General features: G+C 61.3%; 35 protein-coding genes and 2 tRNA genes. 11 read left to right on the top strand and 26 right to left on the bottom strand.

Annotated features, from left to right (window positions below; translation table 11 throughout):
* Nucleotides 1-62 precede the first annotated feature (62 nt).
* From PYR64_RS09990 to PYR64_RS09960, 7 genes are all read right to left on the bottom strand, one after another.
* Nucleotides 63-281: a hypothetical protein gene (locus tag PYR64_RS09990; RefSeq protein WP_275779671.1), complete on the bottom strand. Its 219-nt coding sequence runs from the start codon at nt 279-281 to the stop codon at nt 63-65.
* Nucleotides 278-523, bottom strand: a complete 246-nt coding sequence (locus PYR64_RS09985; RefSeq protein WP_275779670.1) for a hypothetical protein — start codon at nt 521-523, stop codon at nt 278-280. Before PYR64_RS09985 ends, PYR64_RS09990 begins: the two co-directional genes overlap by 4 nt.
* Nucleotides 520-819, bottom strand: coding sequence for a hypothetical protein (locus PYR64_RS09980; RefSeq protein WP_275779667.1), 300 nt, complete (start codon nt 817-819; stop codon nt 520-522). The genes PYR64_RS09985 and PYR64_RS09980 overlap by 4 nt, the downstream gene beginning before the upstream one ends.
* Complete coding sequence (locus tag PYR64_RS09975) at nt 816-992, bottom strand: hypothetical protein (protein WP_275779665.1); 177 nt, start codon at nt 990-992, stop codon at nt 816-818. The genes PYR64_RS09980 and PYR64_RS09975 overlap by 4 nt, the downstream gene beginning before the upstream one ends.
* 95 nt (nt 993-1,087) lie before the next feature.
* The gene (locus PYR64_RS09970) at nt 1,088-1,558 is read right to left on the bottom strand and encodes a hypothetical protein (RefSeq protein ID WP_275779663.1); all 471 of its coding nucleotides are present in this window, start codon (nt 1,556-1,558) and stop codon (nt 1,088-1,090) included.
* Nucleotides 1,559-2,007: 449 nt separating this feature from the next.
* The gene (locus tag PYR64_RS09965; protein WP_275779661.1) at nt 2,008-2,277 is read right to left on the bottom strand and encodes a hypothetical protein; all 270 of its coding nucleotides are present in this window, start codon (nt 2,275-2,277) and stop codon (nt 2,008-2,010) included.
* Nucleotides 2,278-2,593: 316 nt separating this feature from the next.
* Nucleotides 2,594-3,085, bottom strand: a complete 492-nt coding sequence (locus PYR64_RS09960; RefSeq protein WP_275779659.1) for a hypothetical protein — start codon at nt 3,083-3,085, stop codon at nt 2,594-2,596.
* A 390-nt stretch (nt 3,086-3,475) separates the two neighbouring features.
* Here PYR64_RS09960 and PYR64_RS09955 point away from each other — a divergent pair, with 390 nt between their 5' ends.
* On the top strand, nt 3,476-4,306 hold the full coding sequence (locus PYR64_RS09955) for a hypothetical protein (RefSeq protein ID WP_275779657.1): 831 nt from the start codon (nt 3,476-3,478) through the stop codon (nt 4,304-4,306).
* Nucleotides 4,307-4,323: 17 nt separating this feature from the next.
* Nucleotides 4,324-5,280, top strand: a complete 957-nt coding sequence (locus PYR64_RS09950) for a hypothetical protein (RefSeq protein ID WP_275779655.1) — start codon at nt 4,324-4,326, stop codon at nt 5,278-5,280.
* Nucleotides 5,281-5,346: 66 nt separating this feature from the next.
* Here PYR64_RS09950 and PYR64_RS09945 read toward each other — a convergent pair whose 3' ends face one another.
* The 12 genes from PYR64_RS09945 to PYR64_RS09890 all read right to left on the bottom strand — a co-directional run bounded on the left by PYR64_RS09945 (nt 5,347) and on the right by PYR64_RS09890 (nt 10,270).
* Nucleotides 5,347-5,553, bottom strand: a complete 207-nt coding sequence (locus PYR64_RS09945) for a hypothetical protein (protein WP_275779653.1) — start codon at nt 5,551-5,553, stop codon at nt 5,347-5,349.
* A gap of 124 nt (nt 5,554-5,677) precedes the next feature.
* On the bottom strand, nt 5,678-5,992 hold the full coding sequence (locus PYR64_RS09940; protein ID WP_275779651.1) for a glutaredoxin family protein: 315 nt from the start codon (nt 5,990-5,992) through the stop codon (nt 5,678-5,680).
* 92 nt (nt 5,993-6,084) lie between these two features.
* Nucleotides 6,085-6,585 carry a single-stranded DNA-binding protein gene (locus PYR64_RS09935; protein WP_275779650.1) on the bottom strand — a complete coding sequence of 167 codons (501 nt, stop codon included), beginning with the start codon at nt 6,583-6,585 and terminating at the stop codon, nt 6,085-6,087.
* Nucleotides 6,585-7,487, bottom strand: coding sequence for a recombination protein RecT (recT, locus tag PYR64_RS09930; protein WP_275779648.1), 903 nt, complete (start codon nt 7,485-7,487; stop codon nt 6,585-6,587). The genes PYR64_RS09935 and recT overlap by 1 nt, the downstream gene beginning before the upstream one ends.
* Before the next feature lie 2 nt (nt 7,488-7,489).
* Nucleotides 7,490-8,416: a lambda-exonuclease family protein gene (locus tag PYR64_RS09925; protein ID WP_275779647.1), complete on the bottom strand. Its 927-nt coding sequence runs from the start codon at nt 8,414-8,416 to the stop codon at nt 7,490-7,492.
* A complete protein-coding gene (locus PYR64_RS09920) occupies nt 8,413-8,604 on the bottom strand; it encodes a hypothetical protein (RefSeq protein ID WP_275779646.1) in 192 nt (63 codons plus the stop codon). The genes PYR64_RS09925 and PYR64_RS09920 overlap by 4 nt, the downstream gene beginning before the upstream one ends.
* The gene (locus tag PYR64_RS09915; protein WP_275779645.1) at nt 8,601-8,744 is read right to left on the bottom strand and encodes a hypothetical protein; all 144 of its coding nucleotides are present in this window, start codon (nt 8,742-8,744) and stop codon (nt 8,601-8,603) included. Before PYR64_RS09915 ends, PYR64_RS09920 begins: the two co-directional genes overlap by 4 nt.
* Nucleotides 8,741-9,103, bottom strand: coding sequence for a hypothetical protein (locus PYR64_RS09910; RefSeq protein WP_275779643.1), 363 nt, complete (start codon nt 9,101-9,103; stop codon nt 8,741-8,743). Before PYR64_RS09910 ends, PYR64_RS09915 begins: the two co-directional genes overlap by 4 nt.
* A gap of 139 nt (nt 9,104-9,242) precedes the next feature.
* Nucleotides 9,243-9,458: a helix-turn-helix domain-containing protein gene (locus tag PYR64_RS09905; protein ID WP_275779642.1), complete on the bottom strand. Its 216-nt coding sequence runs from the start codon at nt 9,456-9,458 to the stop codon at nt 9,243-9,245.
* 11 nt (nt 9,459-9,469) lie between these two features.
* The gene (locus tag PYR64_RS09900; protein ID WP_275779640.1) at nt 9,470-9,676 is read right to left on the bottom strand and encodes a helix-turn-helix domain-containing protein; all 207 of its coding nucleotides are present in this window, start codon (nt 9,674-9,676) and stop codon (nt 9,470-9,472) included.
* Nucleotides 9,673-9,948 (bottom strand): hypothetical protein, encoded by a 276-nt coding sequence (locus tag PYR64_RS09895; RefSeq protein WP_275779638.1) that lies wholly within the window; start codon nt 9,946-9,948, stop codon nt 9,673-9,675. Before PYR64_RS09895 ends, PYR64_RS09900 begins: the two co-directional genes overlap by 4 nt.
* A gap of 28 nt (nt 9,949-9,976) precedes the next feature.
* On the bottom strand, nt 9,977-10,270 hold the full coding sequence (locus PYR64_RS09890; protein ID WP_275779636.1) for a helix-turn-helix transcriptional regulator: 294 nt from the start codon (nt 10,268-10,270) through the stop codon (nt 9,977-9,979).
* Nucleotides 10,271-10,560: 290 nt separating this feature from the next.
* Here PYR64_RS09890 and PYR64_RS09885 point away from each other — a divergent pair, with 290 nt between their 5' ends.
* The 7 genes from PYR64_RS09885 to PYR64_RS09855 all read left to right on the top strand — a co-directional run bounded on the left by PYR64_RS09885 (nt 10,561) and on the right by PYR64_RS09855 (nt 15,874).
* On the top strand, nt 10,561-11,061 hold the full coding sequence (locus PYR64_RS09885) for a hypothetical protein (RefSeq protein ID WP_275779634.1): 501 nt from the start codon (nt 10,561-10,563) through the stop codon (nt 11,059-11,061).
* Nucleotides 11,062-11,095: 34 nt separating this feature from the next.
* Entirely contained in the window at nt 11,096-11,497 is a 402-nt protein-coding gene (locus PYR64_RS09880; protein ID WP_275779632.1) for an ImmA/IrrE family metallo-endopeptidase, read from the top strand.
* Nucleotides 11,494-11,730 carry a DUF3263 domain-containing protein gene (locus tag PYR64_RS09875; protein ID WP_275779630.1) on the top strand — a complete coding sequence of 79 codons (237 nt, stop codon included), beginning with the start codon at nt 11,494-11,496 and terminating at the stop codon, nt 11,728-11,730. Before PYR64_RS09880 ends, PYR64_RS09875 begins: the two co-directional genes overlap by 4 nt.
* Nucleotides 11,730-12,872: a site-specific integrase gene (locus tag PYR64_RS09870; protein WP_275779628.1), complete on the top strand. Its 1,143-nt coding sequence runs from the start codon at nt 11,730-11,732 to the stop codon at nt 12,870-12,872. Before PYR64_RS09875 ends, PYR64_RS09870 begins: the two co-directional genes overlap by 1 nt.
* A gap of 310 nt (nt 12,873-13,182) precedes the next feature.
* Nucleotides 13,183-14,670 (top strand): glyceraldehyde-3-phosphate dehydrogenase, encoded by a 1,488-nt coding sequence (locus tag PYR64_RS09865; RefSeq protein WP_081623346.1) that lies wholly within the window; start codon nt 13,183-13,185, stop codon nt 14,668-14,670.
* A 74-nt stretch (nt 14,671-14,744) separates the two neighbouring features.
* On the top strand, nt 14,745-14,954 hold the full coding sequence (locus PYR64_RS09860) for a hypothetical protein (protein WP_026267182.1): 210 nt from the start codon (nt 14,745-14,747) through the stop codon (nt 14,952-14,954).
* 119 nt (nt 14,955-15,073) lie between these two features.
* Entirely contained in the window at nt 15,074-15,874 is an 801-nt protein-coding gene (locus PYR64_RS09855; RefSeq protein ID WP_189075466.1) for an HNH endonuclease family protein, read from the top strand.
* On the opposite strand, the gene PYR64_RS09850 is transcribed toward PYR64_RS09855, so the two are convergent.
* From PYR64_RS09850 to orn, 4 genes are all read right to left on the bottom strand, one after another.
* Nucleotides 15,859-16,671, bottom strand: a complete 813-nt coding sequence (locus tag PYR64_RS09850; protein ID WP_275779625.1) for an acyltransferase domain-containing protein — start codon at nt 16,669-16,671, stop codon at nt 15,859-15,861. The two genes, PYR64_RS09855 and PYR64_RS09850, sit on opposite strands and share 16 nt — an antisense overlap.
* 4 nt (nt 16,672-16,675) lie before the next feature.
* Complete coding sequence (gene def, locus PYR64_RS09845; protein ID WP_039241790.1) at nt 16,676-17,248, bottom strand: peptide deformylase; 573 nt, start codon at nt 17,246-17,248, stop codon at nt 16,676-16,678.
* A gap of 118 nt (nt 17,249-17,366) precedes the next feature.
* Nucleotides 17,367-17,442: transfer RNA gene (locus tag PYR64_RS09840), tRNA-His, on the bottom strand.
* A gap of 132 nt (nt 17,443-17,574) precedes the next feature.
* Nucleotides 17,575-18,210: an oligoribonuclease gene (gene orn, locus PYR64_RS09835; RefSeq protein WP_079582149.1), complete on the bottom strand. Its 636-nt coding sequence runs from the start codon at nt 18,208-18,210 to the stop codon at nt 17,575-17,577.
* A 147-nt stretch (nt 18,211-18,357) separates the two neighbouring features.
* On the opposite strand from orn, the gene mptB reads away from it, so the two are divergent.
* Nucleotides 18,358-19,914, top strand: coding sequence for a polyprenol phosphomannose-dependent alpha 1,6 mannosyltransferase MptB (gene mptB / locus PYR64_RS09830; RefSeq protein WP_018777851.1), 1,557 nt, complete (start codon nt 18,358-18,360; stop codon nt 19,912-19,914).
* Here mptB and PYR64_RS09825 read toward each other — a convergent pair.
* Nucleotides 19,907-20,587 (bottom strand): DNA alkylation repair protein, encoded by a 681-nt coding sequence (locus PYR64_RS09825; RefSeq protein WP_039241789.1) that lies wholly within the window; start codon nt 20,585-20,587, stop codon nt 19,907-19,909. The genes mptB and PYR64_RS09825 overlap by 8 nt on opposite strands.
* 169 nt (nt 20,588-20,756) lie before the next feature.
* The gene (locus PYR64_RS09820) at nt 20,757-21,311 is read right to left on the bottom strand and encodes a single-stranded DNA-binding protein (RefSeq protein WP_275779621.1); all 555 of its coding nucleotides are present in this window, start codon (nt 21,309-21,311) and stop codon (nt 20,757-20,759) included.
* A gap of 219 nt (nt 21,312-21,530) precedes the next feature.
* Here PYR64_RS09820 and PYR64_RS09815 point away from each other — a divergent pair.
* Nucleotides 21,531-21,606 (top strand) — tRNA-Arg (locus PYR64_RS09815).
* Between the two features lie 58 nt (nt 21,607-21,664).
* On the opposite strand, the gene PYR64_RS09810 is transcribed toward PYR64_RS09815, so the two are convergent.
* Nucleotides 21,665-22,102 (bottom strand): SRPBCC domain-containing protein, encoded by a 438-nt coding sequence (locus tag PYR64_RS09810; protein WP_079582166.1) that lies wholly within the window; start codon nt 22,100-22,102, stop codon nt 21,665-21,667.
* Nucleotides 22,103-22,153 lie beyond the last annotated feature (51 nt).

Here is a 22,153-nt window from a genome sequence, read left to right as displayed (position 1 = left end):
GCCCAGGTTGCGGGCGAGGTGCGGGCACGTCCTGGCGAGTTGGGCGAGACGCTCCGCCGTGGTCATGACGCTGCCAGCAGTTCGGCTCTCCCGTAGCGGGTGGCGCAGTCGGAGCATTCAGCGATCTTGATCGGGTGGCCAGCGGTGGTGGCGTAGCCGCTGTCGTCACCGGGAAACGTGGTGTGGATCAGGTACGCCTCGCCTGGCTGGATCGTTCGGCAGGAACCCCACCCGCAGCGGTGAGCCTTGCGGGCCTTGCGGCGGACGGTGGTCCCACTCATATGCGCTCGATTTGGTACGCGCCGAGGTGCTCGGCGATCTTCGTGAGAGCGTCGAACTGGTTGACCTCGCCTTTGAAGAACGCATCCATGGCCGCCCGAATCCGTTCCATGGCCACCACAGCGGCTGCGGCTTCCGGGGTCTGTTTCGCGTAGCCGGCGGACTTGATCGCGTTGACTATCTCAGTGGTGCCCAGTGAGCTTTCGCGGATCTGCTGGGCGAGTGCTCTGTCACGGGCGCTCATGCTTGAGCCTCCGCTAGTTCGCACTGGCAGGCGCCGTCGTCCTCAAACGGGTACCCGCACGCATCGCAGTAGGTGAGGTGGCCTATCCAGTCGCCGTTGTCCTGTGAGCATTCCTGGCAGAAGACGCCAATGGGTGAGAGTTCGCAGATCTGCAAGCAGTCGCTGAGTCCTTCGCCTTCGGGGTGATTGTTCTCCCAATCGGCGTACTCGTCGGAGGTGTCATCCTCCGGGGCTGGGTGTCCGCAATTGTCGGCAGCCTCGTAGACGGGGTACGCGGTGTTGTGCGGCGTGCTCATGCTGTGGCCAGCTTGTCGCGGAGGGGCTGCATGGTGCCCGCCTGGTACGCCTCGAAAGCGGCGGTGTACTGGGCGAAGGTGGGGTACTGGCCGGGCTGCGGGCAGTGGTTCGCTGCTGCGAAGAGCGCGTTCACGGCTGCTTGCCGGGCTGGTGTGTGGGGGTGCTGAGTCATGGTGTCTGTTCCTTTTCGTGGTCCGGCGGGGATTGCAGTCCGCGTGGCCGGGGTGGTTCACCCAGCTTACCGCATAGCAAATGCCGCTTCAACAACTATGATGCGTGTCCGTGGGCACGGCTAGATCGCTTCAATCGTGAGGACGAGGGCGGGTTCACCTTTACCGCCCGGGTGCAGGAATGGGCCTTCGACGTAGCGGTTGTTGTCATCCACGCACATGCCGTGATCGATGAGCCATCCACGACGGCCTTGGCGGTGGGGTAGTAGTTCCCGGCGTCATAGTCGCCCGCCCTGGCTTTCACCACATGCGCTGTGATCCGCACCCTGGCCAGTCCTGTGGGCAATCCAGCCCTCGCTGCCGCCTCGGCTGCGTTGGCCCGCCAGTTCGCCGTGATCGGACGAATCACCCGCCAGTGGTCCCGGTCATTCGAGTTCAGCCAAGGCTTCCGCTGAACCACCTTCCCAGTCTTCCGCTTCCGGACCGGCTTCACCACTGGCGCCGGCACAACCACCCGCCACAGGCCAGTGGCCGCTACCTCTTCGCCGAACAGTGGCAACTCCAACATTCCTACTTGGCCGCCTGCGTGCGTCTCTGACGGCCTCAAAACATCACCCATGTCCAATCACCCCAGACCGCCCATGCGGAGCCGTCCTACCCCACACAGTGCCCCGCTGACACACCACCGACCGGTACAAGTCCAGATCCGCTTTCGTCCGCACCACCCAATCCCACGCCTCATCCCGCTGCAGCTCAGCCGCTTTCAGGTCCGAACCACCACAATCCCGGACCCTGTCACACCACGCCTCGAAGATATCCAGGGCCTCTTGGTGGCGGGCTTTGAGGGTCGCTTCTGTGTGGTGTTTGGTTACCCCTACGGGGAGGGTCTGCGTGGTCATTTCTTCTCGGCTTTCGTTCGGAGCCATTTGGCTGCTTCGGGGTGTGGGATTTGTACGGCTGCTTCGAGGAGTGTCCGGCGTTTGGTGGCTTCGATGACTGCCCGGATCTGAGCCGGCGTCATGCTGTGGTCCGGAAGCTTGGGGCCAGGACTCGGCAGGGTTCGATCATGCAGCTGGACCAGAGGTTGAGTCCGTGGGCCCTGTCATGCCAGTCCGACATTTGGCGGAGGTTGAACTCCAGGTCGCGGTCTTCCTCATCGGCCTGGGCCGTGGAGGGGCAATCCTCCTCGTGGTGGTAGCCGTTTTCCTCGAGGACGCTCTCGTCGATGTCGACGTCCACGGTGATGCTCTGGAAGAAGTTGCGGCGGGTCTTGGCTTGGGGGCTCATGGTGTCTCCTCGGATTCTTGGTTTTTGCCTTGACGGTCGTGGCTGGAATTTGGCTTCTCGCGCTCACGTCTACTTAGGTGACGATTCTGGGTTGATGGCTGCCAGGGTGATGGTTGATGGTTGCTAGGTGTTAGGTGCTTGGTGTGGGGCATGGGTTCCCCGATGGGTTTACCGAAGGGATCGGTAAAGGGTTCCTGATCTGGGTTGGATGGGTTGTCACATGGGTTTGGGTAACCGTTTGTGGATGGGTTCCGGGATGGGTTTGTGGAAGGGTTTCCGGATGGGTTCTCCGATCCCTTTACCGATGGGTTCGTGTTCATGCTGCGAACCGTTCCGCGACGAGTTCCCGGGCATCAATCCGGGCGTTCATCATGACCTGCGCCAGGGCCGGGAAACCCTTCAAATCTGGTTGCTCATCCCTCAATTTGTGGAGTTCATGAACGAGCACGCCCCGCAGTGTTTTGGATGCGATGGTGGGGTAGAGACGTGCAATTGCCCGGCCCATGTTCGGGGACTTCAACAGGTCGTCATGCTTCACATAGGTGCGGATCATGACCTCCTCTGTGTCCTCGTCCACGACGATGAAAGCCTTCGCCTGGAGTTCGTCGGCGGCCGCTTCGAACAGGTCCACAGTCAACGCGGCGGCTTTCTTCAGCATGCGTTTGGGTCGCCAGTCGGCGACGCCTGTGAGTTCGATTTTGGGGTCGGTGGTGATGACCCAGTACAGCCACTGGGCCATGGGGGACAGGTCAGTCCAGTCCGAGTCCCCCCAGATATCTCGGCGCATCTGCGCGTAGTCGCCAGCCATGGTTGGTGTGTGACCTTTCGTTGAGACCGTGACGCGTGACAGGCGTTTTCTGGCGTCTGTCACGCGTCTACGAGGGCAAAGCTAAACCCCAAGGATTGGGGTAATGTCCTGTGGTCGTGGGCCGGTCGTGTGGGTGGCCCAGGCGGATAGGTTGATGTCGTCCCGGAGCAGGAAATGCGCCTTCACGACGGACTGCACAATCTCAATGGACGGCCTTGACCGGACCATGATCGTGTCAGCAGTAGCACGAGCGACAACCTCCCAATTGCCCCTCCCGCCCTGTTCCAACCACGTCAAAACGTGCTTGGGCTCATCCCACGTAATCGCCGTCATACTGTCACCACTGGGCGCCGATTAGCGCGTCCGCCTACCACTTCATAGGATTCGGAGGTGGAAGATGACTTGTTTGTTTGGACCCTGATCTGGGAGAGCCTTCTGGACTCCTTTGCTGCAGCTCGCGTGGCCGACGAAATCCTTTGGATGAACGGCGCAACGTGGGCGCAACTCTGGAGCGGGATCTTTGGCGCGGTAGCCGGGGCCGGCGGTGCGGCCTGGGTTGCTACATTCGTCCTTGGACGGACTGTCCGGGAGCAAAACCGCCTGGCGGCTGACAACGAGCGCGTCCAGCGGGAACTAGCTTCGACAGCTGCCAAAGCCCAGGCAGAGCTAGCCAGCAACCAACTCACGGAGCAACGAGAGGCGCTAGAGCGCCAACTTGTCGAGCAGCGAGCCGGCCTTGACCGCCAGTTGGCCGAGCAGAAAGCCGGACTGGAGTTGCAACTCGCGGAGCAACGAGAAGAGGCGAAGAAAGCGAGGCAAATTTCTGCTGTCGCTGATCTGCTTGCTGCTGCGAGCGAATTGCGCCCAGCCCACTTTTCGGGACCCAAGGCGATTCTGGACCTACAGCATAGAGCGACGTCGGCTGCGCTCAGATTGCACGTGGAAGATTTCGGTGCAATAGGACTGACTGAGATCATCCTGTGGCCGGCCCATCTCGCGGATCTGGCTCGAGATGCCCACCATGTGTCTGGAACAAAAGCTGAAAAGATCGCCTTTGACACCCTAAATGCCGCTTCATCGTACTTCGTGACCTGGGCGGGGGTCTGGGTGAACGCGAGTCCGGAAATGAGGCAGGAAGTAGTGAATAATCTCAGTTCCAAACGAAAAGAAACAGAGCCTAAAAAGGAATGGTTCGCAGAGATGTGGGCCGACCATGAATAGCAGCTAGGGTTGCGGTCATGACGATTGCTTGGAGTACGCCCATCGGTTGGAACGGTAGCCGAGAGGACATCAAAGCCATGTACGGCGGGGGCATCTACGGAGGCATGGAGACCCCCGAGAAGTCGCCGAATGTACTGTTGTTCACTGACCCAGAGGTGGGCGTGCAGAACGGCTATGAGTACGATGGCTGGTCCTTGGACGGGGAAATATTCTCCTACACGGGCATGGATCGCAAGGGTCCACAAAGAATGCACAAGGGCAATCTGCAAACTCGCGACCATAAGCTGTTGGGCAAGAGCTTGAGGCTCTTCGGCGTTGATGGCACATTTCCTGGAACAAACTCGCGCCGGCGGATTTACCTCGGTGAGTTTGAAATTGACGACGCCCACCCCTATTCGATCGAGGATGGCATCGGCGTTGACGATGTCATGCGCACCGTCTTCGTTTTTCATCTGAGGCCCGTGGGTGAGGTGTTGCGGCGCGAGCGGGATGTCAACGTGAGGACCGCTAAGCCTGTTCGCACCGGGACGGCCAACGAGGTTCCTCTTGAAGACCACAAGAGCACGTCCTTCGTTCAAACAGCTAGGGAAGCTGTCATCGCTGAAAAGAACGAGCAGGAACTCGTCGCTGCCTTCCAAGCCGTTCTGGAGACTCGTGGTTCCACCGTCAACCGCTTCAAGATTTTTCCTCCTGGCAGCAGCAGTCCCCTGTTTACGGACATTCATGACGCCACCAATGGGGTCCTCTATGAGGCCAAAGCTGATGCCACGAGGGGAAGTGTCCGTGGAGCGCTGGGCCAGCTTCTCGACTATCGCCGCTATGTCGGGGCAAGGCCCTGCCGGCTCCTTCTCCCGGCCAAGCCTGCTGACGATTTGCTTGAACTGCTTGCTGATCACGACATAGCTGTCCTCTGGCGGAACAGCAAGAAGGGGCCGTTCTATATAAGCAGCGGGGGGCACACACAGCTGTTCTAGGCCGCTCATCGTGCTACCTCCAGCGTGGCACGAGTGGCTTTGGGGCTAACTCTCATGGTGTTCCTTTCAGTGGATGGGGGAGTGGCGGATGAGGGCTCGGAAGTCGCCGCCCTCTTTGTAGGTCCAGCCCAGCCCTGGGAAGTGCTTGCGGAGGGTTTCGCGGGCGATGCCCGTGGTGCGCGTGACCTCCCGTTGCGAGGCGCCACCCTGCAGCAGCTCGCGGGCTTGGTGGAGCTTCTCCGGCGACGGCGGGCGCTTGAGTTGGCCGGGCATCAGGTGCAGCCTTTGCATTCACCGGTGGAGTTCAGCGGCCACTCACATGAGCTGCAGGTCGGCACCTTCGGTTCCGGCTTCTGGACTGCACGCGGCGGCCTCGGCGGAACAAGAGCGATCGTCCTCATGCTGCTGCGCCTTTCTGGAGGATGTGGTCGTCGATCTCGCCGGGGTTGTGCCCGGACCAGTGGTGATCACCCTTCGGGGTGGATACGAACACGACGGGGGCTTGTGAGTAGCCGAGGGACTTGATGAACGCCAGGGCGGTTTCGTCCTGGGTGACGTCTACGTCGGTGTAATCGGCGCCTTCGATGAGGCCTTCCTTTTTGAACTTCCGCTTGGTGGCGTCGCACTGCACGCAGCCGAAGGGTTTGCTGTACAGGGTGACGGTGACTTCGTCGCGGGCTTCGATGCGGGGTGTGAGGTCGGTGACGGTCAAAATGCTTCTCCTTGGTGGGGACGTGCCGGACGCCTGTGTCTTGTTGCCAAGGACAGGCGTCCGGTTCGGGTTGCATGGGTGGTGGTTCGCTTTTAGAACGGGGGTTCGGAGTCCGGCCCGTTACCCCAGCCGCTACTTGACTGCGAGGCAAAGGCGTCCTCCTGTGGCTGGCCACCGCCCCAGCCACCTCCCGTGGCGGCCAGCGCCTGGCCGCCACCATTGCCGGAGCGCTGGGTGCGGGTGACCTTGGCGTTGGCGTACCGGAGGCTGGGGCCGATCTCGTCGACTTCCAGCTCTATGACGGTGCGTTTCTCGCCTTCCTTGGTCTCGTAAGACCTGGACTTCAGGCGGCCCGTGACGATGACGCGCATACCCTTGGTCAGGGACTCGGTCACGTTCTCCGCAGCCTCCCGCCAAACGCTGGCCCGGAGGAACAAGGTTTCCCCGTCCTTCCACTCATTCGCCTGCCGGTCAAACGTCCTCGGCGTCGAAGCGAGGGTGAAGTTAGCCACCGCGGATCCGCTCGGCGTGAAACGCAGCTCCGGGTCTGATGTCAGGTTTCCAATGACAGTGATGGTGGTTTCGCCCGCCATTACGCCACCTGCCCTTCAGGATCCTGGATTCCCCATTCGCGGTCTACGTCGCTCAGCTCCCCGGTTGATTCGTCAACGACTTCACCCGCCAGGGAATCAGGTTGCGGCTCCGACGTGTCGACACGCTCAGATACCTGCGTGAGGTCAGCTGTGGGGGAATAGTCCAGACGGATGCTCTCGTCGGCCACGATGGCATTCTGGATTTCGGTGGACTTCGGCATGAACTTGAACAGCTCACGGAGCACTGTCTTCTGCGCCATCGCGTCAAAGTGGTCCACCCACGGCCCGAAGATCTTGCCTTCCTTGGTCTTGGCTGTCGCGAACTTGTCGCGGTGCTCTTCGATCTCGGATTTGTTGGCGAAGATGAACGTGTGGCCACCGGTGGTGAACTTCACGACGGCGTAGTAGCCAATGGACTCACCCTTTGCCCCGAAGAGGACCGGCTTGTGGATGAGCTTTTCTTCGAGGCCATAGTCGACGTCAAAGGTGTCGTTCTTATAGACGATGCGGGCGCTGATGGAGGAGATCTTCCCGGAACGCTGGGCAAGTTCCACCATGCCCTGGTAGCCGAGGATGAACTGGGCCTCGAAGCGTCGGTTCTTCCCTGACCAGAATGGCAGGATGTAGGCGTGTCCGAGAGCGCCGATGCCTGGCCGCAGACCAAGTTGGGCGCAGGTCATGAGGGACCCAAGCAACGATGTTGGTTCGCACTGGGAGAGCTTCGGATTCTGCCGGACGACAGTGATGGCGTCGCGGACAAGCTGCGCGGCCTCCACGCCCTTCGGCATGGCCAGTTGGAACTGGGCCTCCATGCTGCGGATCTGGCCTTCGATGCTGTTGTTGCCTCCGGCCTGCTGGGCGGCGTTGTTGTTCTGGACGCGCTGGGCGAGGTTGGAGCCCATGGTTATGCCTTCACTTTCGGGACGTAGATGGTCCGGTAGGTTGAGTCCGCAACGGTGTATCCCTTGCGGGTGGTCTGCTTGTAGGTGAACTGCTTTTCGCCGCCCACCGTGACTTCCTCGGCATCGCCTGCGAGGTCAATGAGTCGGGCCTGAGCTGCGTCCTTCTGGGTCTTCGCTTGCTTCTCGGCAGCGGCGGCGGCCCGGTACTCGGATAGGGTGGCGGCGACGGTGTCAGCGTCACGTTCGACGCTGGAGCGCTTGACATCGCGGTTGAGGAGTTTCAGCACATCAAGGTCAGTTGCCGTGATCGGCGGCGGAACATCAGCGATGACGTGATCCCGCCAAAAGCGTTCGCCCATTTCGAAAAGAAGGTCGATGAGAGCCTGGTCACGGTGGACAAGCTGGTAGTGGAAGTCGTCCGGGTTCCCATCGATCACAGCGGCTGCGTACCAGCCAGGCAATCCGGTAACGCCCATGGATGTCTGCACCTGGACTTCCGCGTGGTCAGCGACTTCACCATCGGCCCACTGATCCTTCTGTCGCCAGTTGGTGTTCTTCGCTTCGAAGCCCCGGCCTGCAGCGGGGATGATCCCGTCAGGGGTGCAGCGGAAGATCGGGTGGTCCACTGATTCGAGGAGGCCGCATGGCTGCACGGTCAGGCCGGTGACCTCTTCGAAGATCTCCCGGACAACGGGTTCGAGGATGTTGCCCATGCGCATGCGGCGGGTGACTGGCTTTGATGGTGCACGACCGGTCTTGTCCAGCCAAAGTTCATAGGCTGACTTGTAGGGGTTGACCCCGGCGATGGTGGACATGTCCGACGCGCCAAGCCCAGCCTGACGGGCTTCGAGCCACTGAGCGCGGGGAGCGTCATGTGCCAGGAGCAGGCGGGCCGCTGGCATTTCAAGTTCCTGGATGGTGACAGTCATCGTGTGAGCTCCTGCTTCTCTTCCCACGCGCTGAGGCGGGCAGTGGATGGGTTTGTGTGTCCGTAGTCCGGCGTGGGGAGGTCAGCGTCGGAGGGTGACCAGTCGGGTTCGATGATCGCGTCGCAGTCCTCGCAGACTCCCCGGAAGATGTTCCAGTGGTCGCACTCTTCGGGCTGCAGGGCGCTCATTGGTTGGCCTCGCAGTCGCGGCAGCCGGACCCTGGGCGGTGCATGAGGTGCGCTTCGGCGTGGTCGGCGCGGATAGCCCACGGGATGGCGACCAGGAATCCGATGGCCATGACAAGGACGAGGAGGAAGAGGCCGTTCATGCTGCCAGCTCCCAGTGGGGTGCGAAGTGGCCGCGTTCGAGGATGTACCGGAGCGAGTCGGCCAGGTTGTCCTCGATTCGTTCGGCGAGTTCGGTGCGGTTGTCGATGCTTCCGGAGCGGTTGAGGTTGATGTCCTCGTGCGTGCAGTTGGCAACTGCAAACAAATCAATAAACGCCTGCCATGCGTCTTCGATGGTAATCCAATGGACGTCGGCGTCGATCAGGTAGGACAGCCGGCGGGCGAAGGTTTGGTACTCGGCTTCGGTGTATCCGTGGAGTGGGGTTTCTTCGGCGAAGGTTCCGATTTCGTATCGGAGGACCGCGGCGGCGTGGGCTTTGGTAAAGTGGAGATCGGTCATCGAATGTTTCCTTTTCGTGGGTTCGGTGGCTGCGAGGCCTTGGGATTGCAGTCCCGGGGCCTCACCTTTATGCCCATATGTAAATGGTACTTTCAAAATGCCTATCTGGCAACTACTAAACGTCTCACCGCGCATCCTTCTAGGACTTCGCGTTCTTGATCTGGTACACCCGCTGCACGGTAACGCCCAATCGCGCCGCAACCTCGGACACCTTCACCCCTGCAGCAAGGGCCTGACGCACGGCAGCCTCAATATGGGCCCGCTCGTCCACAGCCTTCTGCTGCGCCTGCTGCTGGATGGTGATCGCCACATCCAGCCGCCGGAGCGCCGCGGCCTGCGGATCCTTATCGGTCATCAGGGACGCCCTCACTGCTTCGGCTGGTGCTGCTGGTAGTAATCGATGGCCGCCGGCGGAATCCGCCACGGCGAGGTGCGCCCGCCAGTCTTGTACGCGCCCTTGAGTGCCTGGGTGCGGCAGTGCTTGGCGATTGTTGCCGGTGGCTCTTGCAAGATCTCAGAGACCTGCTCCAGGGTGAGGGCGAGGCGGGGGAGTGCCTGGACTGCGGTGCTCATCGGTCGGCCTCCGGAAGTCCGCGCCACTGCTGGCATACCCCACCGGATCGGCTGGGGCGGCTGGAGCGGTGGAACCCTGCGTGTTCAATGAGGCGCCGGGACCTGGCTGCACGGAACAGGGAACCCCACTTGTTCGGGTGCGGCGGGTCGGCCAATCCGCGCTCCGTGAGTGCGTAGGCGTCGAACGGCGCGCCGGACGCGGCGAGTTCTTTTATGAGATCCATGCCTTTTTCTTTCCACTCGAGTTCCTCGAATGCGACTGGCTGACACATGTGACTTCCTTTCGTGGATGGTCTGAGGCTACTTCTTGGGGCTGACTTTTTTACTTCTGCTATGCGTCTCATCGGGGTCGAAGAGGACATCGAGGGGGATTTGGAGTGCGCCTGAGATGCGTTCCGCTGTTTTGGGTTCGCAGGATTTACGGCGGCCGGAGGTGAGGTGGTTGATGAATCCGCCCGTGACTCCGGACATGTCCGCCAGCGCCCTTTGGGGGATCTTGGATGACGGGATGGGGCGCCCGGTTTTGCGGGCCTTGTCGACATCTTCCTGGACGATGACCATGGCCCGGAGGAGGTCCCTGTTCTTCAGTCTCATGTAGGTGCCTTTCGGGTATCGCGTTCGGGGCTGGTAGATCATCTGCACTTCCTCTCTAGTGTCCCATGGTAGGCGCCTATCTGGCAACTGGGATATGCCAAGCATGGATGAGTGGTAGGCGCCCTGTCAACTCGGGCATGCGCCGATGCCCCTACTCCCGTATGGGAACTGGAAATTTCTTGAAGGCATTTAGTAGGCGTGAACGGTATGTTTGGACGTAAACGCATGGTAGGCGTCAAGTCGCGTTTACAGTTTGTCGGCACACAAAACCTGCTGGGAGAGTTCAGCTCATGGAAAACACCACCGAAGACGGACCCGTCGCGAACAGCCTCGCGTCCCTAATCAACCGCCGACGAGGCGCCCGCACCTACGTCGAACTCTCCAAAGACTGCGGCGGCAAACCAACCCACAAAGCACTCCAGCAAATGGTCAACCGCAAACTCCGGAACTTCCCGGACCCGGACACCATCCGAGGACTCGCCCGCGGCCTCAACGTCCTCGAATCCGACGTCGTCGACGTCTGCGCCCGTGAAGTCGGACTCCGCGTAGGAGTCGAACTCGAAGACGGCCTCGTCCTAGCCCACGCCCGCCGCCTGCCGGCCAGCGCCCAAGACGTCCTCGCCTCCATGTCCCGCGAACTCCTCAAACTCAACGGCCTCGCCGAAGCAGCAGCCGCAGCACCCAAGACCGCCAAGAAGCAGGCCGAACAGCCCGCCCAGGACAACTACCGCCTCGCCGCCGACCAAGGCGAAAAGGGTATGAGCTTCGACACAGAGGTCGACCCTGACTGAAAAACGTCAGGGGTCACTCATAGAGTCCTCCGGCATGGGGTACGAGGAAAAAGCCGAAGAGTTGGGAGTGGCCATCATTGATGGTTACCCGCCCAACGGCTGGTGGGCTTGCTATGACCCCGACACGCACACGATCTTGCGGCACGTGAACCTGGGCGCCCTGCAGCGGCACTCCAGCACATGGCACGAGCTGGGCCATGCCCACTTCCGCCACATCGGGTGCAACCCGAAACAGGAAGCGCAGGCCAGCATGTGGGCCTCCAGGCACCTCATCAGCGTCGACGCCTTCGTGGCCGCCGCCCAGATCGACGATGACCTCATCGGCATCGCTCACCGGCTCTTCGTCCTACCCCGCGACGTGAAGTACTTCGTGAAGTCCCTCAGCTTCGAGGAAATGCTCGAGCTCCGGAAACGCATTGGATGGGGAACACCGTGACAGATGAAGACAAGGCCATCCTGAAACTGGCCACCGCACCCTACAAGTACGCGGCTGCCCGGGAATCTGATGCACGTGAACGGTTCGGGCTGACGCCCACCCAGTACTGGCAGGCCGTCAACAGGATCATCGACACCCCAGCGGCCCGGGCTGCTGATCCGCACGGCACCGCCCTACTGATTAGGCAGCGCACCACCCGCGCCACGGGCACGCTCCGCCGGAGACTGTTCTAGTGGCCCGCGTCGAAGACCGGTGGATCCGCAAGGACAAGAAACGGTCTGCCGAGTACGGCAAGGGCAAACGGTGGCGGGCTGTCTGGGTCGAACCGGACGGCACTGAGAAGAAGATGTCTTTCGCCAACAAGGACGCCGCCAAGACTCACGCCGCCTTGATGGAAGCCGAGATCCAGAACGGCACGTACCAGGCGTTGAACTCTGGCACCCTGACCGTGGGGGAGTGGGCCGAGGTTTGGTACACAGCCCAAGTCCACCAGCGGGAAGGATCGCTGGAGACCATCCGCCGGCGGCTGGATCTCAACATCATCCCGACGCTCGGGAAGGTGCCGCTGCAGGACCTCAGCCGCGCCGACATTCAGCGGGCCATCAGTGTGTGGGCTGAGACCCTCGCGCCATCGACCATCAAGACAACGTACGTGTACCTGTCAGGGCTGCTGAAGGCCGCCGTCATGGACAAGCACCTGAAGGCCTCACCTACGGTTGGTGTCCGGCTGCCAAGGGTTGAACATGCTCCGGTGCGGCCGCTCGGTGTGCAGCAAGTCCAGGAGCTTGTGCAGGCCATCGGCCCTGTTTACCGTGAGGCTGTGGTGTTCGCGGCGGCGACGGGCCTGCGCCCGTCCGAACTGTTCGGCCTCACGTGGGACCGTGTCGACTTGGATGCGGGGATCGTGACCGTGGATAGGCAGCTCATCAAGAAGGGCGCGTCCGGCCCCGTGCTCGGGCCCTTGAAGACCCAGGCGTCGTACCGTTCCGTGCGGATCGGGTCCGCGACCAGTCTTATGCTGAAGGCCCGACCTGGACAGGACCCCGCAGGGCTGGTGTTCCAGAACGCTATCGGCGGGGCCTGCTACCGGAACACACGGTCCATGGCTTGGCAGAAGGCGCGGGAGGTCCTGCCGAATATCGGTGATGGTTGGCATCAGCTCCGGCATCACCATGCTTCGCTGCTGATTGCGGCCGGGCTGTCGCCGGTGGCGGTAGCGCATAGGCTGGGTCACAAGGACGCCACTGAGACGCTGCAAACCTATGCTCACCTGTGGCCGAATGATGACGAACGGATGGTGGCTGCGTCGGATGGTTTGGTGGTCCTGCCGGAGCAGAAACTCCCTGAAAACTCCCTGGAGTCCGAAGCGGCCTGAGTTTCCGGGGTTTCTCCAGAACCCGGCGTATCGGTCAACCCATCCATTTATGACTCCCTGAATGACGGGCGTGTGAGTGATTTCACGCCTCCGGGACGACCATGCCCCGGCCTTCCCGCCTAGAATGGTTACTGAACGTAGATGTTCTGCCGCCGGGACTGCGTTCGCAGCCGGCGGATTTTCTTTGCTCTCGTTCAAGGCGCTGTGGGTGGACCGAAGCCCGCCGGCGCATGTGCCGCAGGACTACTCCGGGCGGCCGCCGCCATCCGCATACGAGGACGTATGTGGTTGACCCAAGGAAGGTAGTTCTGTGAGCCAGACGTCAGATTCTTGTCTTGATAAGTGGATGGGCCGGGAGGCTCTCGCCGAGGCCATGATTCCGGTGATCGGCCGGTTGTACCGGGAAAACAACGTGGTCACCAGCATCCACGGCCGGAGCTTGATCAACAAGTCCACCATGAACATCCTCAAGGCCCACCGCTTTGCACGCCGGATGAGCAACCACGAGCTCCTGCTCGAGGAGACGGCACCCCTGCTGAACGCCCTTTCCGAGCTGGAGCTCGGTGCAGCAGCCATTGATATTGCACGTTTGACGGAAAAGTACCGGGCAGAAGGCAATGGCGCCTCCCTGGATGAGTACTTGCGCTCCGAGCTCGCCGAGATCGTTGGCAAGCGCGGCGCTGACGACCGCACCAGCACCGACGTCGTTCTTTACGGTTTCGGGCGTATCGGCCGTCTGCTGGCCCGCATCCTGATCGAAAAGGCCGGTGGCGGCCACGGCCTGCGCTTGCGCGCCATCGTGGTCCGCAAGGGCGCCGACAACGACCTCGTGAAGCGCGCGAGCCTGCTGCGTCGCGACTCCGTTCACGGTTCCTTCGAAGGCACCATCCGCGTGGATGAGGAAGCCAACACCATCACCGCCAACGGCGTCCAGGTCCAGGTCATCTACTCGGACAACCCCGCCACTGTTGATTACACCGAGTACGGAATCAAGGACGCCCTGGTGGTCGACAACACCGGACGCTGGCGCGACGCCGATGGCCTCTCCCAGCACCTGCAGAGCAAGGGCGTTGCCCGCGTCCTGCTGACGGCGCCGGGCAAGGGTGACCTCAAGAACATTGTTCACGGCATCAACCACCGCGACATCAGTGACGACGACAAGATCGTCACCGCCGCATCCTGCACCACGAACGCCATCACTCCGGTGCTGAAGGCCATCAACGACAAGTTCGGCATCATTCACGGCCACGTCGAGACGGTTCACTCGTTCACCAACGACCAGAACCTGATCGACAACTTCCACAAGGGTGACCGCCGCGGACGCTCCGCTGCGCTGAACATGGTGATCACGGAGACCGGTGCCGCCAAGGCAGTGGCCAAGGCCCTTCCCGAACTCCAGGGAAAGCTGACAGGCAACGCCATCCGTGTACCCACCCCGGACGTCTCCATGGCCATCCTGAACCTCAACCTGGAGAAGGGCACCACGCGCGACGAGGTCAACGACTTCCTGCGTGAAATGTCGCTGCATTCCGATCTCCGCAAGCAGATCGATTACATCGATTCTCCCGATGTAGTCTCGACGGACTTCGTCGGCTCCCGTCGGGCCGGCATCGTCGATGGCCTCGCCACGATCTCCAACGACAAGAACCTCGTGCTGTACGTCTGGTACGACAACGAGTTCGGCTACTCCTGCCAGGTTGTCCGTGTGATGGAAGAAATGGCCGGCGTGAACCCGCCGTCGTTCCCGGCCCGGGATGTCATCGCTCCCATTGCCGTACTCGAAACGGCCGGCGCCTAGGTCCGCAGCAGTTAACACGGGTTTCCCGGCCGGGTCACTGGAAACGGCCGGGAAACCTGACCAGAATGGGTCTCATGGAAAACGAATCAACGATGGAACATGAGACCACGCTGGAGCACGCCCTGGACGTCGCCAAGGCCAACCATAAGCAAGCCCAGAAGCTTCTGGACCAAGCTGTTGCGGCCAATGCTGCCGGGGACGTCACCGACGAGCGCGTGGAACAACTGCGGGGCCTGCTGGCTCTTGCCGCCGAGGACCTCCAACGCGTGACGCGCGAGCAATAACCGGCTCCTTCACCCTCTGTGTAGTGTGACTTCTCCTACACATTGTGGATACCGACTCTGACTGTCGGGGCCGTGTCCTACGCTCGTAAGACACTGCCTGCCCCGTTGGATGGAGTCCCTTGAGCATCACCTGGTCCGCCTATAAACGCGCCCGCCGCCGTTCCCGTCAAGCGTGGGCGGTTCTGGCACTGGCTGCCGCTACCATTGTCGCCGGGCTGTCCTGGTTCTTCACCGTGGGCCAGTTTGAAGCAGCTCAACCTCCGCAGTCCGGCCCCAGCGAAGCCCCGGTTTACAACCCCGAATGGATGAAGCCTGTGCGCGGCGCGGCGGCGGTCATGCCCGAAAAGGCCTCCGAGGCCCTGGACCAGTTGCCGGTCAAAGGGCGGGCGCCGAAAACGGACTATGACAGGGCCGCCTTTGGACAAGCGTGGGCCGATGCGGACCGGAACGGTTGCGACACCCGCAACGACATCCTCCGGCGCGACCTGAGTGCAGTCAAGTTCATGGACGGCTCCTCCTGCAAGGTGGCCTCCGGAACGTTGAACGAACCCTACACGGGAAGGCAAATATCCTTCACTAGGGGCCAGGACACCAGCTCCGCCGTGCAAATCGACCATGTGGTGGCGCTGGCCGACGCGTGGCAAAAAGGCGCCCAGCAGCTGACCATCCAGCAGAGGCAGACCCTCGCGAACGACCCGCTGAATTTGATTGCGGCGGATGGTCCGGCAAACGTCAAGAAAGGGGCCGGCGACGCCGCGACGTGGCTGCCGGCCAACAAGAACTTCCGCTGCCACTACGTTGCCCGGCAGATCTCGGTGAAGACGGCCTACCGGTTGTGGGTCACCCAAGCGGAGAAAGACGCCATGAAGAGCGTTCTATCTTCCTGCCCGGATCAGCAGACGATCTACAACGCCAGGTGACCATGCCCGAGTTGCCAAGTGCCGCCGTCGTCGATTCTCTCCAGAACTACGCGCTGAAGTGACGTTTCCCGCGGGAGCTTCTCCAGGTCGTGCATGCCACGCTGCCGGAAGGTGAAGTACACGGCATCCGTGGCTGCGTCCGTGCAGCGGTCCACGGTAAAGCGGCGGGCAAATGAGGCGATGTTGCTCTCTGGCAGTCGCTTTGCCAGATAGGGATCGAGCATCCACGAGTCACAGGTGGCCACTGCCACCGGCTTGTCAGGAAAATGGCGTGCGAAGAAATCCCGGGCCTCTGCGAAACTCTCGTCCACCAAAGCGGGGGAGAGCCCGCCGTCTTCGGGGATATGCACACCCAGCACCCAGCCCGAGGCGTAACCCTCATCAGGCACCAGATGGAACTGCAGCCTGCCGAGCCTGAAAAGATTGCCGGCCATGTGCAGCGTCAGCCAGGACCAGGTGTCGAGCCCAAAACGCCCATGGACCCGGCGGTTGATCCGCATTTGCAGTCCGACGTCTGCCAAGGACGCAGCGGAGACGCCCACGCCGATTCCCAGGCCGGCATGATAGTCGTGGACCGACGGGGCGAAGCGAAGCAGTGCTTCTATCCAGGTCGCTTCCGATGCACCCTCTGCCGTGATGCTGTGCAGCGGAAAAGCTCCCAGCCTGCCCTGCAAGGCGTCCAACGCGCGGACGACGTCCGCGGCCGGGGGAGTGGCCAACAGACGGGCGCACTCCGGAGCGTCCTCGGCGCTGATGTCCAGGAGTTTGAACAGCTCGGCGTGCGTGCTGGTGTCCACGGCCCTAGTGTCCGAAGGGATCGGGATCGACGCCGGGCATCCAGGTCAGGCCGGGCTTGCCCCAACCGTTCTTCTTGGCCTGCTTCATCGCTTTCCTGGCATAGCGGTCCACCAGGCGGTTGACGTAGAGCTTGCCGTCCAAGTGATCGTATTCATGTTGAAGAATCCGGGCGAACCAACCGGTCGCTTCAAATTCCACGGGGTTGCCGTCGCCATCAAAACCCTGGACCCGGGTCCAATCAGCACGTTGCAAAGGGTAGTACTCGCCAGGGAAGGACAAGCAGCCTTCAACGTCCTCGTCAGGATCCGGAAGGGCACCGGAAACTTTGGAAAGCGTCAGGACCGGGTTCACTACGACGCCTTGGGGCGGGACGTCGTCGTCGTTCTCGTACTTGTAGACGAAAATGCGTTTGCCAACGCCGACCTGAGGGGCGGCGAGACCCACACCGTTGGCGGCATCGTTCGTCTCGAACATGTCAGCGATCAGGGTGCGCAGTTCGTCGTCGAAAATTTCGACTTCGCTGGCCCGGCGGTGCAAAACAGGTTCGCCCCAGATAGTGACTGGCAGGACGGTCATGTCAGTTCTTCCTTAGTGATCGCTATGGTCCGGGGCGTACCGGATCGGGTTAAAAACAAAGGCCGCACCGGGTTACCGGTGCGGCCTTTGTGGAAACCGGCTCTGCAGCCAATCTCGGTGGGGTGAGCTACGGGGGTTGAACCCGCGACCTCCTGGACCACAACCAGGCGCTCTGCCAACTGAGCTAAGCCCACCATGTGCCTTTTCGGGCTAGTCCGTTGGACCGGCTTTCCTCGAAGGCAACGACAAATAGCTTACCTGCTGTTTTGGGGTGCAAAGTCCACTTTTGCCGGTTTTGGCGAAAAAACCTTCAAAAATGGCGCAGATCACACCGGATTGCTGGATCCCAGGGTTTCGGCGCTGGCCATGATGTCCTTGGAAATGCGCTGCGCCGTTGCGGTGTCGGGCCCCGGAGCGGCGACGAACACTGCCTCGCGGTAGTAGCGGAGTTCGTCGATGGAGTCCTTGATGTCACCCAACGCGCGGTGCCCACCGTGTTTTGCGGGCGACTGGAAGTAGGCGCGCGGGAACCAACGCCGGGAGAGTTCCTTGATGGTGCTGACATCAATAACTCGGTAGTGCAGGTGCTCAACAATGTTCGGCATGTCCCGGGCCAGGAACATCCGGTCCGTTCCCACGGAGTTTCCACCCAAGGGGGCCTTGCGGGGATCCGGGACCCACTTCTCGATGTACTCCAGAACCTGGGCTTCGGCCTCAGCCATGGTCTTTCCGTGCGGGAGCTCATCAAGAAGCTTGGAGCGGGTATGCATATCCCGCACAAAGTCATTCATTTGTTCCAGTGCGGCATCATCCGGCTTGATCACGACGTCCACGCCGTCGCCAAGGATGTTGAGCTCGGAATCCGTCACCAGAGCGGCAACCTCGATCAGGGCGTCGTTCTTGAGGTCCAGGCCGGTCATTTCGCAGTCGATCCAGACGATGCGTTCATTAGTAATAGGCACGCGCCTAGCCTATCCTTCAGCCGGTTCCAAGTGCTCCGATGGTACGATTTTTGAGCGCAGCAGTGTCGTTTCTTCCTGCTGCGGAAGCCCCGAAGACGCAGAACTTTTGTCCCGAATTTACCGGGCGAACGATTGGATGACGACTACATGACGGTGCCCGTACCCGCCGCCCAGAAGGCAGGGACAGCAGCGCCGACGGCGGATGCTGCAGCCAGCGAGGTAGATAACGCACGTTCGCCGCTGATTGCCGGGTTCATCGGTTCGATGTTCATGGTGTTCGGTTCCTTGGGCGTTGGTTGGCTGGCTCCGGTATCCGAACTCAGGCGACTGCCGCTTTTTATTTGGATGCGTACCGAAGGCGCGGGCGTCGCTCTCTCCATCGTTCTGCTCGCCATTGGTGGAATGCTGCTGGTCCGGGCCTGGCTGCGTCTGGGCCAACGGGTCCGGGTGTGGGGGCTGGAAGCGCGCAAGGCCACGCTCCAGGCCGTTGTGGCGTGGGGACTGCCCATGATGTTCACGGTTCCGCTTTTCAGCAGGGACGTGTACGCGTACATCGGCCAGGGGCGTCTGATGGTGGAAGGCATGAATCCGTACAAGAACGGGATCTCTGCCCTCCCTAATTATTTCCAACTGGGTGCCGACAAGATGTGGACGGAAGCGCCGGTCCCTTATGGGCAGCTGTTCTTGTGGATCGAGCAGTTCGTGGTGTGGGTGACCAATGTCCAGCCCGAAGCCAGCATCATGCTTTTCCGGATGGTGGCTTTGGTGGGCATCGTGCTCTGCATCATCTACGTACCTAAGCTGGCTGAACTCCACGGTGTTAATCCGCATCGGGCACTGTGGCTGACAGCGGCGAATCCGCTCTTCCTGACCAACTTCATTGCCAGCGTCCACAACGACGCCCTGATGATCGGTCTCGCGCTGGCAGGTCTCTACTACTGCGCTACGCGTCGTGTGATTCTTGGCATCGTGCTGGTCACGCTCTCGATTTCGGTCAAACCGATAACCATTGTTTTCCTGCCGTTTATTGGACTCTTGTGGGCCGGCAAGGGCGCCTCCTGGCCGCGGAAATTCCTGTACTGGTTCCTGACGGCGGGCATCAGCTTCGGGCTGCTGTACGCCCTGAGCCTGGTCAACGGTTTCGGATTCGGCTGGATCAACGGTCTTTCCGCTCCTGGCAGCATCTGGATCTGGTACGCCCCAGTGGGGCTGATCGGCTTGGTTGTGGCCTCGATTTTCAATGTCTTCGGCCTGGACGGTTGGGGCATGGCGAAATGGGTTTACGACGCCGGCAAGGTCCTGATGGTTGGAGCCGTCGCCTGGCAGATCTTCCGCGGCGACTACGACCGCTTGATGCGTCGCCTCACGCTGGCGTTTGCAGCCATCGTTATCCTGGCACCCATGATCCAGTCCTGGTACGTGGTGTGGTTGATACCGCTCTTTGCCGTTACGGGTATCCGCAACGACTGGCAGGTCAAGGCCGTCTACTTTATCGTGTCGTTCTTCATGGTCTACGCCATCTCCGACCAATTGGACGTCTTCCCCTACCTGCAAAGCGAAGACCTGGGCCTGGCGCTCACGCTGGCCAGGAATGCGGCGGCCATTATTGCGCTCCTCTTTGCCGTCTACCTGATCTTTGTTGACCCGAAGACCAAGAGCCTGTTCCGCAAGCGCGACGAGCCGGGGCTGCGCCCCATCATTTGAGCAGCCTAGTGGCCTCCCTGGCGGACAAGGGGCTCAGGGCTTGCGCGTTCTCCTGCACGAATCCACGGACCCAGTCCGCATCGGTCTTGCTGAACTCCCGTAGTGCCCAGCCGATGGCCTTGCGAACGAAGAATTCTTTGTCCGCCAGGTTTGCCGTGATGGCTTGTGCCAGCAGGACCCGGTCAGTAGCGGATTTCGCACCGAGCTGGGAAGTGATGGCTGCTCTGCGGATCCACATGTCTCCGTCTTCGGCCCACCGAAGCAGCACCGGGGTCATGGTGTCCCGATGGGCCAACAGCAGGGCGCAGATCCGGTGCGATACGCCATCAACGAGGTCCCACCAGGCACCCGTCCGGATGATTTCTTCGTACACGGGCAGCATGAGCAGATCTTCCTTGACCATCCGCAAACCGGTGAGGTCAATGGCCGCGTAGCGCTCCTCACGTGCCTCTGCCTCCCGCCACAGTGTCAGGGCAGCACTGCGCAATTCTTCCGGTGACGTCGGTGGGAATGCCTTGGCAGCCGCTTTTACGATTCTGCGCACCCCAGGCACTGTGACGCCGTATGAGGGCATTTCTGACTTCATGTACGCCTGTGCGCCACGTGCGCGCTCCGGGTCGGCCTCGGAACGCAGCTTTAAGCGAATGGACTCAACGAGTTCAGTAGTGGACATGCCCCAACTTTAGGGTCGTTGGCGGCGGCAAGGGCGAACCTTTGGTACCAACCCCGCAGGTCCAGTACAACCAGTACCACCACGACCGGTACCGGCACAGTCGGGGCCCGCCCTTGTCCGGAGCACTTGGCCGGCATCCGCCTGGACGGCCGGATGCCGGGCGGACATTTCAAGCGCCGGCACCCACCAGTTCGCCGGTTGTTGTGTTGACCAACAGGGAACTGTCGCCACCTGTACTGTGAAGCCCTGCGGGTACAGTTTCTTCCTCCGGGGGAGACTGCTCCTCGTCTTCGCCCTCCCAGTCGCTGCGATTCGCGGGATTGCCGGAGTCATCCACGGAGGGACCCGAATCTACAGGTGCCGAGGCTCCGTTCATCCGGGTGAAGTTGGCAGAGCCCCACATGAGGTCGTGGCCAACAGATTCGGCAACGATCTCGGCTACATGGTAGACGCGGCCCTCGTGCTCCCATTGCCGTAGCCGCAGCTTCCCGACGACCAAGACCCGCTGGCCTTTCTTGATGCTGCAGCCCACGTGGCCGGCAAGGTAACGGAACGACTGCACTGTGTACCAGTTGGTGTTGCCGTCCACCCAGGTGTTGCTCGCGCGGTCGTATCGGCGCTCAGTGGTTCCGAGGCGGAACGACGCAGTAGCGGTACCACGGGTAGTCGTGGAACTTTTCACGTCCGAGGCCACAAAGCCCCTGACGGTGATCATGTCATTCATTGGTGGTCCTTCACGATGTAGGGAAGTGCCTGTCCGGCATCTATAGCCTTGTCCAGCGACGTTCCGCATGGGAGTTCGGTCCTGCGCTATGTGAATAACTTCGGGCCCAGGCCCGTTGTTGAGGAATGGAGGCAGCCAGCGTGGAGATGGCGGGTGACCCAGCGATCGCATGTAAACTCTTTGTGGCGCGAGCGGCCCGGGTGGTCATCGAGCCAGTGCGCCCCAGTAGCTCAGGGGATAGAGCAGCGGCCTTCTAATCCGCCGGTCGGGGGTTCGATTCCCTCCTGGGGCACCATTCACCCTCCTTGGATACTTTCCAGGGAGGGTGTTTTTTCAGGGGGTGGACTCCTTTTTCAGGGGGTGGACTCCAGGAACTCCTTGAGGTTTCCCAGCACCAGTTGCCAGGTGGCGGTGGAAGACGCCACTTCTTCTTCGCTTGAGTTGTTCCCCTGGGTGATGGTCACGGTGGTTCCATCCGGTGTTCCCGCCAGGAGGTACTCAACGGTGTGGTGGTTTTCCGGTATATCGGCAAGTCCGGAGGCGGGACTGAAGTGCGTAGTCTTGAGCCTGACAGGAGGGTCGAAGACCAGGATGGTTCCTTTGTCTTCGTAGGTCTTGCCGTTGTACTCGCCTTCGTAGGTAATCGGCTCGCCCACGCGCCAGGACGTAGTGACGTTGGTCCCCAGGAAGTACTGCCTGATGAGGGCCGGATCAGTCAGGGCGTCCCAGACCTTTTCAAGCGGCGCGTCGATCGTGGCTGACGCAACGGCCTCTGAAGCTTGTCCGCTCATAATGTGCACTCCATTTCCGCGTCCCGCCGTCGGGAACCCTTCCGGTGCACA

The organism is Paenarthrobacter sp. Y-19 (genome assembly GCF_029223985.1).
In the GTDB taxonomy this organism is placed as follows: Bacteria; Actinomycetota; Actinomycetes; order Actinomycetales; family Micrococcaceae; genus Arthrobacter; species Arthrobacter nicotinovorans.
Note: the sequence above shows the minus strand (reverse complement) of the source record. Positions and strands in the feature narration are given on the sequence as shown.

Excerpts from the sequence above, each read along its gene's own strand:
- PYR64_RS09810 (WP_079582166.1), bottom strand. The coding sequence starts at position 22,102 with ATGAGCGGACAAGCTTCAGAGGCCGTTGCGTCAGCCACGATCGACGCG.
- PYR64_RS09950 (WP_275779655.1), top strand. The coding sequence starts at position 4,324 with ATGACGATTGCTTGGAGTACGCCCATCGGTTGGAACGGTAGCCGAGAG.
- PYR64_RS09985 (WP_275779670.1), bottom strand. The coding sequence starts at position 523 with ATGAGCGCCCGTGACAGAGCACTCGCCCAGCAGATCCGCGAAAGCTCA.
- PYR64_RS09895 (WP_275779638.1), bottom strand. The coding sequence starts at position 9,948 with ATGTGTCAGCCAGTCGCATTCGAGGAACTCGAGTGGAAAGAAAAAGGC.
- PYR64_RS09820 (WP_275779621.1), bottom strand. The coding sequence starts at position 21,311 with ATGAATGACATGATCACCGTCAGGGGCTTTGTGGCCTCGGACGTGAAA.
- PYR64_RS09990 (WP_275779671.1), bottom strand. The coding sequence starts at position 281 with ATGAGTGGGACCACCGTCCGCCGCAAGGCCCGCAAGGCTCACCGCTGC.
- def (WP_039241790.1), bottom strand. The coding sequence starts at position 17,248 with ATGACCGTCCTGCCAGTCACTATCTGGGGCGAACCTGTTTTGCACCGC.
- PYR64_RS09935 (WP_275779650.1), bottom strand. The coding sequence starts at position 6,585 with ATGGCGGGCGAAACCACCATCACTGTCATTGGAAACCTGACATCAGAC.
- PYR64_RS09945 (WP_275779653.1), bottom strand. The coding sequence starts at position 5,553 with ATGCCCGGCCAACTCAAGCGCCCGCCGTCGCCGGAGAAGCTCCACCAA.
- PYR64_RS09980 (WP_275779667.1), bottom strand. The coding sequence starts at position 819 with ATGAGCACGCCGCACAACACCGCGTACCCCGTCTACGAGGCTGCCGAC.
- recT (WP_275779648.1), bottom strand. The coding sequence starts at position 7,487 with ATGGGCTCCAACCTCGCCCAGCGCGTCCAGAACAACAACGCCGCCCAG.
- PYR64_RS09910 (WP_275779643.1), bottom strand. The coding sequence starts at position 9,103 with ATGACCGATCTCCACTTTACCAAAGCCCACGCCGCCGCGGTCCTCCGA.
- PYR64_RS09880 (WP_275779632.1), top strand. The coding sequence starts at position 11,096 with ATGGGGTACGAGGAAAAAGCCGAAGAGTTGGGAGTGGCCATCATTGAT.
- PYR64_RS09970 (WP_275779663.1), bottom strand. The coding sequence starts at position 1,558 with ATGTTGGAGTTGCCACTGTTCGGCGAAGAGGTAGCGGCCACTGGCCTG.
- PYR64_RS09825 (WP_039241789.1), bottom strand. The coding sequence starts at position 20,587 with ATGTCCACTACTGAACTCGTTGAGTCCATTCGCTTAAAGCTGCGTTCC.
- PYR64_RS09860 (WP_026267182.1), top strand. The coding sequence starts at position 14,745 with ATGGAAAACGAATCAACGATGGAACATGAGACCACGCTGGAGCACGCC.
- PYR64_RS09975 (WP_275779665.1), bottom strand. The coding sequence starts at position 992 with ATGACTCAGCACCCCCACACACCAGCCCGGCAAGCAGCCGTGAACGCG.
- PYR64_RS09900 (WP_275779640.1), bottom strand. The coding sequence starts at position 9,676 with ATGAGCACCGCAGTCCAGGCACTCCCCCGCCTCGCCCTCACCCTGGAG.
- PYR64_RS09960 (WP_275779659.1), bottom strand. The coding sequence starts at position 3,085 with ATGGCTGGCGACTACGCGCAGATGCGCCGAGATATCTGGGGGGACTCG.
- PYR64_RS09925 (WP_275779647.1), bottom strand. The coding sequence starts at position 8,416 with ATGACTGTCACCATCCAGGAACTTGAAATGCCAGCGGCCCGCCTGCTC.
- PYR64_RS09890 (WP_275779636.1), bottom strand. The coding sequence starts at position 10,270 with ATGAGACTGAAGAACAGGGACCTCCTCCGGGCCATGGTCATCGTCCAG.
- PYR64_RS09885 (WP_275779634.1), top strand. The coding sequence starts at position 10,561 with ATGGAAAACACCACCGAAGACGGACCCGTCGCGAACAGCCTCGCGTCC.
- mptB (WP_018777851.1), top strand. The coding sequence starts at position 18,358 with ATGACGGTGCCCGTACCCGCCGCCCAGAAGGCAGGGACAGCAGCGCCG.
- PYR64_RS09905 (WP_275779642.1), bottom strand. The coding sequence starts at position 9,458 with ATGACCGATAAGGATCCGCAGGCCGCGGCGCTCCGGCGGCTGGATGTG.
- PYR64_RS09965 (WP_275779661.1), bottom strand. The coding sequence starts at position 2,277 with ATGAGCCCCCAAGCCAAGACCCGCCGCAACTTCTTCCAGAGCATCACC.
- PYR64_RS09920 (WP_275779646.1), bottom strand. The coding sequence starts at position 8,604 with ATGAGCGCCCTGCAGCCCGAAGAGTGCGACCACTGGAACATCTTCCGG.
- PYR64_RS09915 (WP_275779645.1), bottom strand. The coding sequence starts at position 8,744 with ATGAACGGCCTCTTCCTCCTCGTCCTTGTCATGGCCATCGGATTCCTG.